Source organism: Mucilaginibacter lutimaris, from assembly GCF_042676625.1.
Taxonomy (GTDB): Bacteria; Bacteroidota; Bacteroidia; order Sphingobacteriales; family Sphingobacteriaceae; genus Mucilaginibacter; species Mucilaginibacter lutimaris.
The window spans coordinates 338,328-355,244 of record NZ_JBHTIA010000009.1; the positions used below are offsets into that span (position 1 = coordinate 338,328).

Sequence of the window (16,917 nt, forward strand, 5' to 3'; positions counted from 1 at the left end):
TGTGGTGTTTAATATGTACATACATTACTACAAATAAATGAATATTGATACTAAAGATTACATGGAGTCGTCAGGCGTTAAAACTCAAGTGCGTAAAACATCACAATGGCTGATGCCACCGCATTTAGACGAATCGTTCGATACAGATGGGGGGTACAATATATACCCGGCTGCACCACTCGGCGCGGGCAAGATCTTTAACGGCTTCGATTCGCTTGCGAAATACATTATCAGCAAAAAAACAGTTGTGATAGATGGCTTTGGCGGCATCCTTTGGCACAAGATACAAACAGGTTTGCAAGACTGCTTTACCGAGGCAGGCTTAAGCGTAAATTGGGTGCAAACCGAAAGTTTTTTAAAACCTGTTGCTGAGGTTGAAGAATTAGTGAAGCCATTTTTAGGCGAGCAGGCGTCTGTTTGGGGTACCAAAACTTCGCTCTCTTTAATTGATCTTTATGATGATAATCTTACCACACAAGTTCCTGATAACGGCAGCGACATTAATATCGTAATTGGTACAGGCGCCGCATTAGCGGGCTGGAATGCTCCAATCATCTATTTCGACCTGCCGAAAAACGAGATCCAATTCAGGATGCGTGCCGGTAGCATCACCAATTTAGGTGCCGATGAGGTCAGTGAGCCTTTCCGGATGTACAAACGCTTTTATTTTGTGGATTGGGTAATGCTTAACGCGCACAAAAAAGCCATCCTCAGCAAAATTGCGGTAATAGCCGACGGCCAATGGCCCGATACCCTAAACTGGATGTACCAGGCCGACCTTTTGAAAGGCTTGCAAGGTTTAAGCAGATCTGTATTGCGTGTACGCCCGTGGTTTGAGCCGGGTGCATGGGGCGGCCAGTGGATGAAGCAGCACATCAAAAATTTAAATACCGATGTAGTAAACCTTGCCTGGTCGTTTGAGTTGATCGTGCCCGAAAATGGTTTGGTGTTTGAGAGTGATGGCAATTTGCTTGAGGTATCTTTCGATACACTGATGTTTAGCAATAACCGAAATGTTTTGGGTAAACATTCCGAACGTTTTGGCGAGGAGTTCCCCATCCGCTTTGACTTTTTAGATACCTACGAAGGCGGAAACCTTTCTATCCAGTGCCACCCTAAATTAAAATACATACAGGAAAATTTTGGCGAGAACATCACCCAGGACGAGACTTATTACATTTTAGAATGCGAGGATAATGCCCGCGTTTACCTGGGTTTCCAGGAAAGCATTAACCCTGAAGGTTTTAGGGTTGCCTTAGAAGAAAGCCAGGAAACCGGCCGCGAAATTGAGATTGAGCGATACGTACAATCGCACCCGGCAAACAAGCACGACTTGTTCCTGATCCCAAATAGCACGGTGCATAGCGCCGGCTCAGGCAACCTGGTGCTTGAGATAAGCGCCACGCCTTACATCTTCACGTTTAAAATGTATGATTGGGTGCGCCTTGATCTTGATGGTAACCCGCGCCCCATCAACATCGATCACGCCTTTAACAACCTCGACTTTAACCGCAAAGGAAAGCAGGTTTACCGCGAACTGATCTCGAAACCGCAGGTAATAGAGAAAACGGCAGATCACCAGTTGGTACACGTGCCTACGCACGCCGAGCATTTTTATGATGTACACCGCATTGAGTTTGACCGTATTGTTAAGCTTGAAACCAACGATGTATGCCACGTGCTGATGCTGGTTGAAGGCAAAGCCATATCAGTAGAAACAGCCGATGGCACCAAACATGATTTCGCTTACGCCGAAACCTTTGTGATACCCGCTGCTGCCGGCTCATATACCCTAACCAATTTAGGCAAAGGTCGTGCAAAAGTTATTAAAGCCTTTTTAAAATAATGGGAACAACACAAACAGTAAACCTTGCTGCTGCAAAAAAAAGCGGCACTTATTTATACCTGGTTTGCCTGGTAGCCGCGCTTGGCGGATTCTTGTTTGGGTTTGATACCGCGGTGATATCCGGTACGGTAAGCCTGGTAAAAAATGATTTTAGCCTGAATGCGGTTAGCGAAGGCTGGTTTGTTAGCTGCGCCTTATTAGGCTGCATTATAGGCGTAAGTTTTTCGGGTAAGCTTAGCGACAAGTATGGCCGCAAGATAGTATTGATCCTGTCGGCAGTATTGTTCCTGGCTTCGGCCCTGGGCTGTATGCTTACCAGCAGTTTTAACGAGCTGATTATTTTCCGTTTGATAGGCGGGCTTGGTATTGGCGTGGCGTCTATGGTGTCACCATTGTATATCTCTGAGTTTTCGCCATCGCGCTACCGCGGTATGATGGTATCACTTTATCAGTTAGCTTTAACCATAGGCATTGTGCTGGCTTATTTTACTAATGCCTACCTCGCCAACCACGCGGGCGACCAATACGGCACCGGCCTTATGCACACCATTTTTTCTGCTGAGGTATGGCGGGCCATGCTGGGTTTAGGAGCAGTACCCGCGGCCATATTTTTAGTGTCGTTGTTTATGGTTCCCGAGTCGCCGCGTTGGCTGCTGCTAAAAGGCGAAGAGCAAAAAGCGAAAGTTATCCTCATAAAAATTGATGGCCCGGATGCAGCCGCTAAAGAGATAAAAGCCTTTAAAGAGCAAGATGATAACGACGATACTTCCCTGAAGGAATTGTTTAAACCCGTCTACCGCAAAGCGTTGTGGATAGGCTTATTGCTGCCTTTCCTGTCGCAGGTTTGTGGTATAAACGCGGTAATCTATTACGGTCCTCGCATTCTGGAGCAGGCCGGATTTACGTTGAACAACGCCCTGGGCGGCCAGGTAACTATAGGCTTGGTAAACGTGGTATTCACCTTTGTAGCCATTTTTACCATAGATAAATGGGGGCGCAAGCCACTACTTTACGTAGGTGTAGGCGGCGCGGTAGTTTCGCTTATTATCATAGGTGCGTTGTTTGCGCTTGGGGTAACCTCGGGCCCATGGATCCTGATCTTCATTCTGGCATTTATAGCCTGTTTCGCATTCTCTTTTGGCCCGGTATGCTGGGTTGTTGTAGGCGAGATATTTCCTAATGCCGTTCGTGGTAAAGCTATGGCGCTGGCAACATTATCCTTGTGGATAGGCAATTTTTTAGTGGGGCAGTTAACACCTGTAATGCTGGAAGGGCTGGGTTCTTCATGGACTTTCTGGCTGTTCGCCCTATGCTGTTCTCCTGCACTTTGGATAACCTGGAAACTTATCCCCGAAACCAAGGGCCGCTCGCTCGAAAATATTGAGAACTATTGGAAGGAAACGCATAAAGCCGGCGCGCGCAATTAAGCTTAAACAAATTAATCATTATAAAACCAACCAAAATAAACCAACAAACCCCGTAGTTATGAGACTAAAACTATTACAAAAATTAAAAAAACTTAAACGGCTTTATAGCAGGCCCGTGGTGGCCGGGATGCTTGGCCTTGCCATGCTAAACAGCGCGGCAGATGCAGCGCCGGTAAAAGCAACAAGCAAGTATTCAAAAAACGCGTTCGATATTACCGTTACCGGTAGGGTGTTGGATGAAACTAACCAGCCTTTACCAGGCGTTAACGTAAGTATCGCGGGAACAACCGTTGGTACCGTTACAGATGTTAACGGCCGTTACAGACTGAACATCCCTGATGCCTATGCGGGCCGCAGCTTAACCTTCTCATTTATAGGTTACCTTAAGCAAGATGTTGCCATTGCGGGCAAAACCGAAATTAACGTAAGCCTTAAAGTGAATAACTCAACATTAAACGAAGTGGTTGTTGTTGGTTATGGCACTCAAAAGCGTGTAAATGTTACCGGAGCAGTGGGAACTATCAGCTCAAAAAACATCGAGAGCAAACCGGTGCTTAACACTTACCAGGCTTTACAGGGAGAGTCGCCCAACCTTATTATTCAGCAAACTAACCTTAACCCTGGTAGCGATGTTTTAGTTAACATTCGTGGTGTTGGTACGTTTGGCGATAACACCCCGCTTGTGGTTATTGATGGTGTAATAGGTGGTAGCTTAAATACCATTAACCCTAATGATATTGCAAGCGTGTCGGTACTAAAAGATGCGGGGTCGGCGGCTATTTATGGTTCGCGCGCGGCAAACGGCGTAATTTTGGTAACCACAAAGGGAGGCAAATTCAATGCAAAACCAACAGTAAGCTATAATGGTAGCTACGGTTTGCAAGATGCCAAGGTATTGGTACACAAAGTTGATGCATGGGATAACGCTTATTACAAAAATCAGTCGCTTATAAACTCTGGTTTACCGGCTGCATATACGCCAGATCAGATCCAGGCATTGAAAGATGCAGGTAATGGTACCTGGGATATTGAGCACCTGCTTAAAAAAGCGCCTTTACAATCACACAATGTAAGCATAACAGGCGGTGGCGAAACCAACTCGTATTATATATCTGCCGGTTACCAAAACCAGGGCAGTAACTTAATAGGTAATGGTGGTACAGGTGCCGACTTTGGTTATCAAAAATATAACTTAAGGGTAAACCAAACATCGGTCATAGGTAAATTCAGGACCAATATCATCTTAAATTACACCAAAACACGCAACAAAACCAACAGCGTAGGCGATAACAATATTTTTGCTGATGCTAACCGCGTGCCTCACAACTACAATTGGCAGGACGAGAACGGAAACTATTTAACCAACCCTGTTGCATCGCAATATAACGAGTATGGCGTATTGGAAAAAGGCGGTTACAATCAAGCTGATAATGATGAGATCTTCGGAGCATTCAACGGTCAGCTTAGCATAACTAAAGACCTGAAACTTGTTGGCGAATTTGGTGGAACAGTTCAAAACAACGGTACTTTCTTCCGCCGTACACAGGTAGATTACCTACCTGCCGGAGTATATGGTAATGATTTAACCGTGTTAGATGGTAACAGCAAATCCTTCCTTACAAATACTAAAGTATCTGCGGAGTATTCTAAGAAAATAAGTGACCACACCTTCAAGGTACAGTTGGGCGTTTCGAGCGAAACCTACAGCCAACGTGGCTTTCAGCTTCAAAAAACCCTTACGGACCCGCTGTTAGGCACGCCAACTACAGGTACAATTGTTGATACTCAAAACTCTACCAATAGTATCGCTGTAAACTCAAACGGTTTGCTATCAGCATTTGGCCGTGTCAATTACGCTTACAAAGACAAATACCTCTTCGAAGCTTTATTCCGTGAAGATGCATCGTCAAAATTTGCATCAGGTAACAGGGCGAGTTTCTTCCCTTCTGTAAGCGCGGGCTGGATCGTAACTCAGGAATCGTTTATGGAACCTGTTAGAAACACCTTAAGTTTCTTTAAATTAAGGGGGTCTTACGGTACCGTTGGTAACCAAAACGTTAATAACTACCAATATCAAACTACTTATTTCAATTACCCTAATGCATACGGTTTTGGTAATAACATAGTAGGTGGCGCAGGTACCAACATTGCTAACCGCGATATTACCTGGGAAAAAGCAGCCAAGTTAAACCTTGGATTTGACGCGGGTTTATTCAATGACAAAATTACCGCTACGTTCGATTACTTTAGAGATACAAGAAGCAATATCCTGGCGGCTCGTGCCGATGTGCCTTATATTTTCGGAGCCGGCTCACCAGACTACAACGTAGCCAAAGTTCGTAACACCGGCTGGGAAGCATCGCTTACCTATAATTTACGTGGGAAAGAAGTTAGCCAAAGCTTTAGTGTAAACGTAGCTGATAATAAGAACAAAGTATTACAACTTACAGGCAACACCAAAGAGACTATTTATAATCAGGATGTTTTCCAATTGATTAGAAGAGTTGGTGAACCTGTTACACAATACTATGGTTACGAAACCAATGGCTTCTTCCAAAACCAGCAGGATATTGATAACTCACCAAAAATTGCAGGCAACAGCGTACAACCAGGCGACCTTAAATTTAAGGATCGTAACGGCGACGGTTTCATTGACGAAAAAGACAAGACTGTTTTGGGTAACCCATTCCCACGTTACACTTTCGGCTTTACTTACCGCATAGCTTACAAGGGGTTCGATCTGTCATTGTTCATTCAGGGAGTTGGCAAGCGTGACGCGTTCCTGCGCGGCGAATTAGTTGAGCCATTTCACTATGGTTACGGGGCAACGGTTTATGAGCACCAAACGGATATTTGGTCGCCAACCAACCCGGATGCCCGTTACCCGATATTGGCTAACATAGGTTCACCTTCAAACACCAACAACTGGCGCACCGGGTCTGACCTGTATAAGTACAATGCAGCCTACGCGAGATTAAAAAACGTGAACATTGGTTACAATTTTGGAGCTGGCGTCACTAAAAAACTGGGCATACAGCGTTTAAGGGTGTCTATTATAGGCCAAAACCTTGCTACACTAAGCAAACTGAAATTTATTGATCCTGAGACTTCTGAGTTTGGTAACAACCTTAACCCGGGCTCGGCTTCAAACAGCGCGAGGCAATATCCACTGCCGGTATTTTATGGTGCAGGCCTCGACATTACATTCTAAAGAACAGATAATATTTAAAACATAAGAAAATGAAATTTTTTAAAAAGCTTTTGATCGTGTCTGTTGCGGTTGTAGCAGTATCGGGTTGTAAGAAACTCGATATCGCCCCAACAGACCGGTTCTCTGACCTTACCTTTTGGCAGGTTGATGCAAACGTTTACAATGCTTTATACAATAACTATAGCTTAATATATAATAGCGGGTTATATTTTGATAATGAAGCAATATCAGATAATGCATATTCGCCCTCCGGCGACCTTAATTTAATTGCCAGCGGTAATGCTACATCGCAAACAGGCAAATTTGCCGGCGACTGGAATAATTATTATTCGGCTATAAAGTCGTGCAATATCTTTTTAGCAAACATTGACAGAAACACCACGCTGCCTGCGGCTACCAAAGCCAGGCTTGTGGCCGAAACCCGTTTTATACGTGCTTTTGAACATTTTAACTTAACTAAATGGTATGGTGATGTACCCCTTGTAGACCATGATGCAACACCGGAAGAAGCACAAACTATACCGCGTTCGCCAAAGGCTGATGTAATAAACTTTGTGGTTAAAGAATTAGAAGAAGCAGCTAATGTTCTTCCATCTAAAGACGCCATTCCGGCAACAGAAAACGGCCGCATCACTAAAGGTGCCGCATTAGCCTTAGAAGCAAGGGTGCTATTATACCAGGGTAACCGCATGGCCGATGTAGTAACCATTTGTGAAAAATTGATGAACGACCAGGGTACAAACGGCAGCTACGGTTTAGAAAGCAGTTACAGTGCATTGTTTAGTGATCCTAATATCAATAAGAACACTAAGGAAAGCATCCTTTCGCTGCAATACGTTCCAACCTTGCGCACATGGAACAACTTTTGGGATTTTGCTCCGCGTACAGTTGGTGGCCGCGTAAGCAACATGGCCCCAACACAGGAACTGGTTGATGATTATATTATGCTCAATGGTAAAGGCATTAAGGAAACAGGCTCGGGCTATGTAGAAAGCAACCCGTATGTAAACCGCGACCCACGTTTAACTGCTACTGTGGTTTATGACCGATACACTTGGGTTAATGCAAACAACACAACTAAAACCATCTACATAAAACCGGGTTCAGACCCTGTTCAGCCGGGTTTAGACGAGTATAACGCGGGTTCGCAGGCAGCATCGGCTACTGCTTATTACTGGAGGAAATACTTTGACCCAAGCGCGCTGGCAAATTTTGTATCAGGTAATAATTTGCACCTGATTAGATATGCAGAGGTATTATTGGATTATGCTGAAGCAAAACAAAGTCTTGGCCAAATGGACGCTACCGTTTGGAACAAAACCATTGGTGCCCTACGTGCAAGAGCGGGCTTTACCGATGCCGGTGCGTTAAATTATCCGGGCGCTGCTGATATGACCAACATCATCCGCCGCGAAAGAAGGGTAGAATTGGCTATGGAAGGCCTGCGTGCAGATGATATCCGCAGGTGGAAAACTGCTGAGGTTGTGATGAACGGATATATCCACGGTGCCAAGTTCTCGGTAGATCAAAATACCGATAATGGTTACATCCGCACACAATTACGCAAGTTTAATCCAGCCAGAGATTACCTGTGGGCTATCCCTGCTCATGACATCGACCTAAATAAAAACCTTACCCAAAACCCGGGTTATACCCAATAAACCAATTAAAAAACTAAATGATATGAAGAAGATAATAAAGCTGGCAGGTGTAATGCTGCTGGCTGTAATTGCAGCAAGTTCATGCAAGAAAGAGAACCGGCCGTTAGACCTTAGCCTTAACCCTGTGGGTACATTGGCTACGCCTAATGATAATGCTGATGTAAAACTCGACCCAACCAGTTCGGCAAACGTGCTGTTCAAGTGGGACGCGGCAACTACGGATGACGGAGGCCTCATACTTTATGAAATAGCATTTGATAAAGAAGGCGGCGATTTTAGCAAGCCTGTTTACAAAGCAGTATCTGACGGCGGCGGTGTAAAGACCGAGATCACCCTGACGCATAAAGACCTGAATAAGATTGCCAACTCGGCAGGTATAGCGGCATCAAGTACCGGTAAACTGAAGTGGACCGTTATTGCTTCTAAAGGTACTAATGCCAAACCATCGTCAGCGTCGCGCACGCTACAGATAGAGAGACCTGCCGGTTTTGCGGAAAACCCGACAGAATTATACCTAACCGGTTCGGCTACCGAAGGCGGTACTGATCTAAGCAAAGCGGTTAAACTTAAAAAGACCGAAGAAGGCGTGTTTGAGGTTTACACTTCGTTAAAAGCAGGCGAGTACTATCTTACTGATAAAAACACTGATGGTGGAAAAAAATACTATATCGATAATGGTATTATTAAAGAAGGTTCATCTGTAGTTACGGTTACCGGCGCGGCCAAAACCTACCGTTTAAATTATGATTTTACATCTGCTACCACTAAATCCTTAGAGATCCAATCTATCGGTTTATACATGTCTGCCTATAACACCGAGATCGGTACGCTAAATTATATTGGTAATAGTGTGTTCGAAGCACCGAATATTGCTGTTGAATTTTACCAGTTCTCGTGGGGGCGTGATGAACGTTACAAATTCGTGTTCCACACCGCGGCCGGCTTAGAGTACAAGGGCAGCACAAATCCCAATAACGTATCGCCTGCAGGCCAGGCAGCATCATACTTCTACCTGGTACCTGTTACGAATGCACAGTGGGATAATACCTACAAATTCGACCCATCGGCCGACAAGAAACATGTTAAGGTTGATGTAATGTTACAGCCTAATGCCTATACACATAAAGTAACAGTTCTGTAAGAATTTGTTGCACAACAATTATGCACCCGTGGCTATGGCCGCGGGTGCTATGTTAAAATCTATCATATGAAAAAAGTATTATTTGGGATGATGGCTGTAGCCACTTTGCTGGCAGCATCGTGTAGTAAAGATAAACAAGTATCGCCCGGTACAGGAGGTGGCGGTACCAAACCACCGGTGGTAGACCCGCCGGTAACAGCCACCAACTACCTCGACCTGGCCAAACAAACCCGCAGTTTCATAAGCAATAACCTGCTTACCTCAAACTTTAGCTACCGTGCAAATACTACATCGCATGCTAACAACTGCTACGAGTGGTATAATGTTAGCCAAATTTATGCTGACGCAGCTTTAGTGGCAGCCGGTGATGCATCGGCCCTGCCCTATATGAACAATACCTTTAAGTTTATGGAAAACTTTTGGGATAAGGCCGATTTGCGTGGCGGCTACTTTGCCTCGGTAAACCTGGATGGCAGTGGCGCCGGCGGCGATAAGTATGTTGATGATAACGGCCTTACAGGTATGGTGTACCTTGAGGCTTACGAAATTACAACAGGTGCAGATAAAGCCGCGTATTTAGCTAAAGCAAAAGCTTGTGCCGACTGGCTTATTAACAGCGGCCTGTGGGATAATACCTATGGCGGCGGTTTCTGGTGGAATACAGCCAAGCCCGATAAACCAACACAATCTAACGGTGTGGCTATGCAGTTATTTGCCAAACTATACACCATTACCGGCGAAACGATTTATCGCGATTGGGCTACCCAGGTGAATAACTGGCTGCGTAGCACCATGTACGATTCGGCAAGTGGCTTATACATCTGGAAGATAGACGGCCCGGGTGCCGGTACTAAACACTTTGAGAAATTTACCTACGATAACGCTGTGATGTTAGAAGCCGATATCCTTTATGCCAAGGCGGTTAACGATGCATCATACATAACCAAAGCGCAAGCCATTGGCAACGCCATGAACACCGTGCTTTGGAATGCCCAATACAAAGGCTACATTTTTAATACCGACCCAACTCAAACACGTGTTAACCCGGCCTGGTGTGGCTGGGGCAGCCAGGGGATGATAAGGTTATACGAGCAGGATAAAGACCCAAAGTGGCTTACCTTTGCCCGTAATAATATTGACGCCTTAAATAAGGCAACCCGCAATGCCGATTCTAAAGCCTACTACTTTTTTGCAAGCTTTAATGCATCAAACCGCTCGCCCGAGATTGAGGGTGTAGACCAGGCCTGGATGCAAAGGGTGCAGGCAATGATGGCAATTTACGATAAGTAACTAACCGGCGGCACTGGCCGCCGTTATAAAATATGTACATGAAAGTTAAGTTTATTTCTGGTGCCGCTTTGTTGGCTGTTTTATTGGCAGGCTGCAGTGTTAAGCGCGAAAATGTATCCAAATACGTTGACCCTAATATCGGTACGGCTCATAGTCGCTGGTTTTTTTATACGCCGGCAGCGGTACCTTATGGTATGGCAAAGCTGGCGCCGTCAACAAACGGGCATTATGGTAACCCATCGGGCTGGGAAGCGGTTGGTTACGATACGCGCCAAAACTCGATAGAAGGTTTTGTACACTTTCACGAGTGGCAGGTAGGCGGCGTAAGCTATATGCCAACAACGGGCACTTTAAAAGTGCTACCCGGCGATCTGGAAGGTACTAACACCGGCTACCGCTCAAAGTTTGACAGGAAGAACCAGGTTGCCGAACCCGGTTATTATAAAGTTTTGCTTGATGATTATGGCATTACGGCAGAACTTACCGCTACTAAAAGGGTAGGTTTCCAACGCTATACTTTTCCTAAGAATGACCTGTCGCACGTTATACTGGATATTGGCAACAAGCAGGGCGAAAGCGACATCGTAACTGATGCCGGCATTAAAATGCTTGATGATACACACTTTGAAGGTTTTGTAAGCACTTATCCAAAATATGTGAAGATCTATGATCCGCAAGGCAAAGTAAATATGTACTTCTATGGAGAGCTGAGCAAAAAACCTAAAAGCGTATATGCTTTTGCAGGCGATGTTGTAAAAGAAAACTCTACCACAGCTACCGGTAAAGGTGCAGGCCTTGTGCTTAATTATCAAACCAACCAAGGCGAGGTAATTGAGGTAAAAACCGGCTTGTCCTACACCTCAACCGCAAATGCCAGGGCTAATTTTATGGCCGAGGCTAATGGGTTGTCATTTGAACAAGCCAAAACAAAAGCGCAAACAACCTGGGAACAGCAACTGAGTAAAATTACAGTTACAGGAACCGATGTTCAGGACAAAACAAAATTTTATACGGGCTTATTCCATGCCTTATTAGGCAGGGGCATTGCAAGTGATGTTAACGGCGATTATCCAAAACATGGCGGCCAAACAGGGCAATTACCAGCGCAAACTGATAAAAACCTTAAAGCGGAGTTTATAAATACCGATGCTATTTGGGGCGGGTTCTGGAATATTACCCAACTATGGTCGCTCTCGTACCCGGAATGGTATGGCAGTTTTGTGAACACCCAGTTGCAGATCTATAAAGATAAGGGCTGGTTTAGCGATGGTGTTGCAAACAGCGAATATGTATCCGGCGTGGGTACCAATTTTGTTGGTTTATCTGTAGCTTCCGCGTATAACGTGGGTATCCGTAATTATGATGTTAACCTGGCTTACGAAGCTGTAAAGGCTAATGAATTAAATTATAAGAACCGCCCTGTTGGTTCGGGTAAACTGGATACCAAGGCATTTGTAGATCATGGCTATGTACCGTTTTTTGACCAAACGGGCCGCGACTTTGTGACTGACTCTACGGGCTCAAATTTTGCCGGTTCGCATACTTTAGAATATAGCTACAGCGCCTTCGCGGCGGCTCAAATGGCAAAGGCTATGGGCAAAACGCAGGATTATAACCAACTGATAAAACTATCAAACGGCTGGCAACAGATTTTTAACCCGCAAAATAAATTGATGCAGCCAAAAAGGGCTAACGGTAATTTTATAGACAAATTTGACCCGTACCAACCCTGGAGAGGTTTCCAGGAAGGTAACGCTGTGCAGTACACCTTTTACGTACCGCAAAACCCCGCCGGGTTGATCGACGCTATTGGTAAGGATAACTTCAACAAAAGGCTCGACAGCATCTTCACCGTGTCGGAAAAGCTGGGTTTTGGCGGAGGCAAAACAATTGATGCCTTTGCCGGCATTAATTCTATTTATAACCATGGTAACCAACCCAATTTGCACATTAGCTGGTTGTTTAACTTTTCGGGCAAGCCATGGTTAACCCAAAAATGGACAAGACTTATCGGCCGGGATTTTTACGGTACTGAACCTATCCACGGTTACGGTTACGGGCAGGACGAAGACCAGGGGCAGCTTGGCTCATGGTATGTCATTAACGCTCTGGGTTTGTTTGATGTGAAAGGTTTTACAGATCTGCGCCCGATCGTAGAATTAGGAAGCCCGCTTTTTGATAAAGCTACCATTACCCTTGGCAATGGTAAAACGCTTACCATCGAGACTAAAAATAATTCAAAAGACAACATGTACATCCAATCGGCAGAGTTTAATGGCGAGCCGCTTAACAACTGCTGGCTTTACCGCGACGAACTGATGAAGGGTGGTAAGTTAACGTTTGTTATGGGCGACAAACCAAATACCAATTGGGGGGTGAAAATACCGCCGCCATCGGCACAGTAATTTAATATGTTATTACAACGAAGCATTATATTCCGTTTGTTCCTACCTGCAATAATTGTTGCAAGTAGTTCACACATTTCGTCTGCTCAGCAAAAGTTGTCTGCCAAATATCAACAGCGGGCAGAGGCCATGTATGCTAACATCTGGAAGCGTTACCGTGTGCCTTCGCAACCAGGGTTGTTTTCTGAAAATTATCCATCCAACAAAAACGATACCCTTAACTATTTTCAGGGTGAGGGTATAAAGGAGAAGGAAGTGAGCTTTTTGTGGCCTTTTTCGGGTGTTTTTTCGGCAACCAATGTCCTCATGAGGGCGCCCGGGTTAAAAAACAAATATAAGCCATTTCAGGATAGCCTGGTGCTGGGTATAGAGCAATACCGCGATACCGTGCGTAAGCCTGCGGGTTACCAGGCATACCCGGTTAAATTTGAAAAAGCCGACAGGTATTACGATGATAACGGACTGGTGGGTATAGATTACATGGAATCGTACTTTAACACAAAGAACGCTTTGTACCTGCAGCGTGCCAAAGATGTTTTTAAGTTTATTTTAAGCGGCTGGAATGATGATGTTGGCGGCGGGGTAACCTGGCTTGAAGGTCATAACGATCAGAAGCCGGCTTGCACCAATGGTATGGCCACGCTAACCGCATTAAAAATTTACCAGGGCTGTACGGACAAATATTACCTGGAACAGGGTAAACGATTCTATAAATGGATGTACGAAACCCTGCGTGATACTACAACCGGCGTTATTACTAATGACGTGAAGCTGAATGGTAAGCAAAACCGCACTTTTTGGACGTACAATACAGGGTCATTAATTGAAGCGGCTGTAATGCTGTACAGGTTTACCGGCGAAAAGCAATACCTGCAGCAGGCACAGCAATTGGCAGCAGACAGCTATAAGTATTACAGCAATGTAACGCACGATAAAAACCTGACCTTACATATTGACCTGCCCTGGTTTGTTACTGTATTATTCAGAGGATATGAGGCGCTTTACAAAATTGATGGGAACTATAAATATATTGCTGCCATTGAACACGACCTAAACTATGCCTGGCAAACATCACAAGATAAGTATGGGCTAACCACGCATAGCTGGCTGCCTCGTAAGGATGAGTTAAGCAAACCAAAATGGCTTTTAGATGAAGCCTGCATAGCAGAGTTGTACGCCCGCTTAAGTTTAATTAAGGGTGCAAAAAACAAGAGTGATTAGTTGATTTGTATACACGCTGCCGGTGTTGAGAGCCGGTGGCGTTTTTTTTGCTAGTTGTACAGCTATTACTTTTGATTTTTTTGATAAACATCTTACCAATGAAAGTGATTTGCAAACCATAAGCTAGGCTTAAGTTAAAAACACCTTAAGACGATAGTTATTTTCAATATAGTCAAACATAATCATAGCCATTAATTGGATGGACTGATGTGATTATTTCAACACTCCGGCGATCCTTTATAGCAATTTATTTAAATTATTTACATTGTTAGCTGCGTTTCCCTTTACAAAAGTTAACATTACGCCACATCCCTGCTATTTAATTATTATACACAAAACTTGATCAGGTTAATTTATACGCTTAACCAGGCCTTGCATCTTTAACTAAATAAGATTGTTCGTTACAAAACTAAAGTGAAAAATATTTTGTAATTATAATACAAAATGCTAAAAATATTAGCATAACTTTGCTTTGTAAACATTCGTCATGGCCGATACTAAAAGAGAACTGATCAGCACTTTGCAAAAAAATATTTTGCAATGGGAGGGTTATAAGCCCCCTTCAATCGCTGAAAGAAAATCATTTGGTTTACGAAACATTGAGGTTAACTTCCCAAATGGGGTATTTCCTATTCGGGCTGTACATGAAATGGTTTGTGATAATACAGAACAGGCTACTGCTTCAAGTGGCTTTATAAGCGGGCTGCTATCTGTACTAATGCAGAATGGTGGGGTATGCTTATGGATAAGCCTATCGGGCAATATGTACCCGATAGCATTAAGATCATTTGAGGTTGAGCCCGACAGGATCATTTTTATACACCTCCACAAAGATAAAGATGTGTTATGGGTGATGGAAGAAGCCCTGAAATGCGCCGGGTTAACAGCGGTTGTAGGAGAATTATCTGAGGTTGATTTTAAACAATCGAGGCGTTTACAATTGGCAGTTGAACAGAGTGGAGTAACCGGCTTTATTCTTCGCAACCGATCAAATAAAATGGGAGCGACAGCTTGTGCTGCGCGTTGGCACATAAAACCTTTAGCAAGCGAACCAATAGACGATCTGCCGGGCTTGGGCTTTCCACGATGGCGGGTTGAGCTGTTACGTGTACGCAATGGCAAGCCGGGTAGTTGGGTTGTTGAATGGTCGGATAGCGGGTTTACACCTATTGTGAAAGAACAAATAAAACATCAAATACAAAAAGTAGGATGAGCCATGCAAAAACGTTACATGGTAATATGGTTTCGTTATTTGACGACGGATTGGCTGACGCTTCGTAAACCGGAACTGAAGGATGTACCCTTTGCTTTTGTTGCCCCGGAGCGTAACCGTATTATTATTACCGCTGCTAACCCAATAGCAGAGGCGCAAGGCATATACCGGGGCATGGCAGCGGCTGATGCCAAAGCTATTACCACCAATTTACAGGTAATAGATCACTTAGAAGGTAAGGAAGCTAAATTATTAAGGCAATTAGGTTTATGGTGTATCAGATATACACCAATTGTGGCAATTGATCTGCCTGATGACTTAATTTTAGATATATCCGGATGCGCGCATTTATGGGGTAACGAACGTGCTTATTTAAAAGAGATAGTAAATAAACTGCGATCTGCAGGATATAACGCGAGGGCGGCAATAGCCGATACCATTGGTACCGCCTGGGCTATTAGCCATTATGGGAAAACTAAACCCATTATTGAAAGCGGAACACAGGCACAGGCATTACTTAATTTGCCTCCTGCAGCTTTACGGTTAGAAAGCACCGTCCTTCAAAAACAACAAAAATTAGGTTTTGCTACCATCAAAAGCTTTATGCAAATACCGCGTACAGTGTTACGAAGGCGATTTGGTGATGGCTTTTTGTTAAAGATGGCGCAGGCTTTAGGGGGGGAGGAAGAGTACCTTACTCCACTCATTCCACCCGTTCCTTATACAGAGCGCTTGCCTTGCCTTGAACCAGTAAGAACGGCAAAAGCTATTGAGATAGCTATCAATAAATTACTGGAAGAATTGTGCACGAGGTTGCAAGCTGAGGGCAAGGGAGTACGCAAGGCCATATTAAAATGTTATCGTATTGATGGTATAATAGTGCATGCAAAAATCAGTACCAATCGCGGTTCGCATAGTGTATCACATTTATTTAAACTTTTTGAGTTACAGATCAGTAAAATAGAACCGGCTTTAGGTATTGAGCTATTCCTTTTGGAAGCACCCAAAGTTGAAGATATTGATCCGCTACAGGAAAAACTCTGGGCTGGTAAGCCAGGGCTACATGATACGGCCTTGGCAGAATTATTAGATAAGTTAGCCGGTAAAATTGGCAATAAAGCTATATATCGCTATTTACCTTCAGAAAATTACTGGCCCGAGCGTGCAATTAAACAAACTTTATCCCTAACAGAAATCCCGACAACTAAGTGGCGAACAGACAGGCCAAGGCCTATACGCCTATTACAGCGCCCCGAACCCGTTGAAGTAATGGCGCTACTACCCGATTACCCACCTAAGGTTTTTACTTATAAAGGCAAGCGGCATATAGTAGAGAAGGCAGATGGCCCCGAACGTATCGAGCGCGAATGGTGGCAAGACAAGGGTGCGCACCGCGATTATTATGCGGTTGAAGATGCTGACGGGCAACGTTACTGGCTGTTTAGATTGGGCCATTACGATGATGCACCGCAATGGTATTTACACGGTTTTTTTGCATAGTT

The 16,917-nt window shown here is 44.4% G+C and carries 10 protein-coding genes; all 10 read left to right on the forward strand.

Annotated features, from left to right (window positions below; translation table 11 throughout):
• Window positions 1-37: 37 nt before the first annotated feature.
• Window positions 38-1,846 carry a class I mannose-6-phosphate isomerase gene (locus ACFQZI_RS14215; protein WP_377143532.1) on the forward strand — a complete coding sequence of 603 codons (1,809 nt, stop codon included), beginning with the start codon at window positions 38-40 and terminating at the stop codon, window positions 1,844-1,846.
• Entirely contained in the window at window positions 1,846-3,273 is a 1,428-nt protein-coding gene (locus ACFQZI_RS14220; protein WP_377143534.1) for a sugar porter family MFS transporter, read from the forward strand. Before ACFQZI_RS14215 ends, ACFQZI_RS14220 begins: the two co-directional genes overlap by 1 nt.
• 58 nt (window positions 3,274-3,331) lie before the next feature.
• Complete coding sequence (locus ACFQZI_RS14225; RefSeq protein ID WP_377143536.1) at window positions 3,332-6,484, forward strand: SusC/RagA family TonB-linked outer membrane protein; 3,153 nt, start codon at window positions 3,332-3,334, stop codon at window positions 6,482-6,484.
• Window positions 6,485-6,513: 29 nt separating this feature from the next.
• On the forward strand, window positions 6,514-8,145 hold the full coding sequence (locus ACFQZI_RS14230; protein ID WP_377143538.1) for a RagB/SusD family nutrient uptake outer membrane protein: 1,632 nt from the start codon (window positions 6,514-6,516) through the stop codon (window positions 8,143-8,145).
• Between the two features lie 22 nt (window positions 8,146-8,167).
• Window positions 8,168-9,286: a SusE domain-containing protein gene (locus tag ACFQZI_RS14235; RefSeq protein WP_377143539.1), complete on the forward strand. Its 1,119-nt coding sequence runs from the start codon at window positions 8,168-8,170 to the stop codon at window positions 9,284-9,286.
• 66 nt (window positions 9,287-9,352) lie between these two features.
• Window positions 9,353-10,576 carry a glycoside hydrolase family 76 protein gene (locus tag ACFQZI_RS14240; RefSeq protein ID WP_377143541.1) on the forward strand — a complete coding sequence of 408 codons (1,224 nt, stop codon included), beginning with the start codon at window positions 9,353-9,355 and terminating at the stop codon, window positions 10,574-10,576.
• Window positions 10,577-10,614: 38 nt separating this feature from the next.
• Window positions 10,615-12,981, forward strand: a complete 2,367-nt coding sequence (locus tag ACFQZI_RS14245) for a GH92 family glycosyl hydrolase (protein ID WP_377143543.1) — start codon at window positions 10,615-10,617, stop codon at window positions 12,979-12,981.
• 6 nt (window positions 12,982-12,987) lie between these two features.
• Window positions 12,988-14,202, forward strand: coding sequence for a glycoside hydrolase family 76 protein (locus tag ACFQZI_RS14250; protein WP_377143545.1), 1,215 nt, complete (start codon window positions 12,988-12,990; stop codon window positions 14,200-14,202).
• Window positions 14,203-14,689: 487 nt separating this feature from the next.
• The gene (locus ACFQZI_RS14255; protein ID WP_377143546.1) at window positions 14,690-15,415 is read left to right on the forward strand and encodes an ImuA family protein; all 726 of its coding nucleotides are present in this window, start codon (window positions 14,690-14,692) and stop codon (window positions 15,413-15,415) included.
• Between the two features lie 3 nt (window positions 15,416-15,418).
• The gene (locus tag ACFQZI_RS14260) at window positions 15,419-16,915 is read left to right on the forward strand and encodes a Y-family DNA polymerase (RefSeq protein WP_377143548.1); all 1,497 of its coding nucleotides are present in this window, start codon (window positions 15,419-15,421) and stop codon (window positions 16,913-16,915) included.
• Window positions 16,916-16,917 lie beyond the last annotated feature (2 nt).